At 71.4% G+C, this 1,589-nt stretch carries 2 protein-coding genes; both read right to left on the minus strand.

What is annotated here, in order from left to right; all coding sequences use genetic code 11:
* Positions 1–51: 51 nt before the first annotated feature.
* Positions 52–501, minus strand: coding sequence for a GtrA family protein (locus ACFRMQ_RS40635; RefSeq protein ID WP_380735952.1), 450 nt, complete (start codon positions 499–501; stop codon positions 52–54).
* Entirely contained in the window at positions 498–1,460 is a 963-nt protein-coding gene (locus ACFRMQ_RS40640) for a glycosyltransferase family 2 protein (RefSeq protein WP_380735953.1), read from the minus strand. Before ACFRMQ_RS40640 ends, ACFRMQ_RS40635 begins: the two co-directional genes overlap by 4 nt.
* Positions 1,461–1,589 lie beyond the last annotated feature (129 nt).

Consider the following 1,589-nt stretch of genomic DNA (forward strand, 5'->3'; position numbering starts at 1 on the left):
CGCGCCCCCTCCGTCGTCGTTCCGGCCGGCTTCCGGGCCGGTGCTTCCGGCTCAGTGCTTCCGGAAGACCCACAGCTTGAGCAGCACGAACCGGGCCACCGTGGCGAGGCCGTTGGCCACCACCAGCCCGGTGACCTCGACCACCCGGGAGGCGTGCGGCACCGCCGCGTCCAGCAGCGCCAGGGCGCCGCTGCTCAGCCCCAGTCCGATCAGGAACGCGACCGCGCCCTGGAGCTGGTGACGCACCGCGCCCTCGGAGCCGGTGATGCCGAAGGTGAAGCGGCGGTTGGCGGCGGTGTTGGCCACCGCGCTGACCGCCAGGGCCACCAGGTTGGCCACCTGCGGCGGGCTGACCAGCCGCATCAGGACGAACAGCGCCAGGTAGAAGAGGGTGCTCAGCACCCCGATGACTAGGAAGGACGGCAGCTGCCGGCGGACCGGCCGGGGCGCGCCCGCCGACCCGTCGCGCTCGTCCCGGTCCGCGGAGAGGATCTCGTTCACGCGCCCGTACCGTACCGGTCCGGCTCCTCGGCCGAGTCGTAGCCGACGAAGTACGCGGGCCGCGCCTGGACGGCCGAGTAGATCCGGCCGACGTACTCGCCGAGCAGGCCGACGCAGACCAGCTGCACCGCGCCGATGAAGAGCATCCCTATGAACAGCGAGGACCAGCCGGGCACGGTGGCGCCGAGCGCGTAGGCGACCGTGGTGTAGAGCGCCAGCACGATGCAGATCAGGAAACTGAACAGCCCGAGCCAGGTGGCCAGCCGCAGCGGGGCGGCGGAGAAGTTGGTCACGCTGTCCAGCGCCAGCCGGACCATCTTGGACAGCGGGTAGTGGGTGCTGCCCGCGATCCGCTCCTCGCGCACGTAGACCACCTCGCCGCTGGGGAAGCCCAGCCACGGCACCAGCAGCCGGTAGACCGGCTGGTGCTCGGGCATCGCCTTGAGCGCGTCCACCGCGGCCCGGCTGAGCAGCCGGAAGTCGCCGGCCTGGCTGGGCATCCGCTTGCCGACCAGCTTGCGCATCAGCCAGTAGTACGCGCCGGCGGTGTGCCGCTTGAAGAAGGTGTCGGTGCCGCGGTCGCCGCGCACCCCGTAGACGATGTCCAGGCCCTGCTCGCGGGCGAGCGCCAGCATCTCGGGGATCTTCTCCGGCGGGTCCTGGAGGTCGGCGTCGATGGAGACGACGTAGTCGCCGTGGGCGCGGTGGATGCCGGCGGTCAGGGCGGCCTGGTGCCCGGAGTTGCGGGCGAAGCGGACGACGCGGAACTCCGGCCAGTCCTGGCGGATCTTGCGCATCAGCACCGGGGTCACGTCGGTGCTGCCGTCGTCGACGCCGACCACCTCGTAGGCCACGTCGAGGCCGTCGAGGATCGGCCGCAGCCGCTCGACGGTCAGCGGGAGCGCCTCCTGCTCGTTGTAGATCGGCATCACGACCGACAACAGCGGTGCCGTTGACATGCGTTGGTCCCACTTTCCGCGACGGCGGGGCTGGCTGGTGGCCCGACCATAACAGTCGGCCATGAGGGGTCGGTGAAAGGAGCCGAACTCCGGTGAACGGCCCGTGAGACGCCGAAGGGCCCCGCGCAC

Origin of the sequence: Kitasatospora sp. NPDC056783, assembly GCF_042789895.1 — a bacterium.
Classification (GTDB): Bacteria; Actinomycetota; Actinomycetes; order Streptomycetales; family Streptomycetaceae; genus Kitasatospora.

What these genes read in the sequence shown, in the direction of transcription:
- ACFRMQ_RS40640 (WP_380735953.1), bottom strand. Translation starts at nt 1,460, where the DNA reads ATGTCAACGGCACCGCTGTTGTCGGTCGTGATGCCGATCTACAACGAG.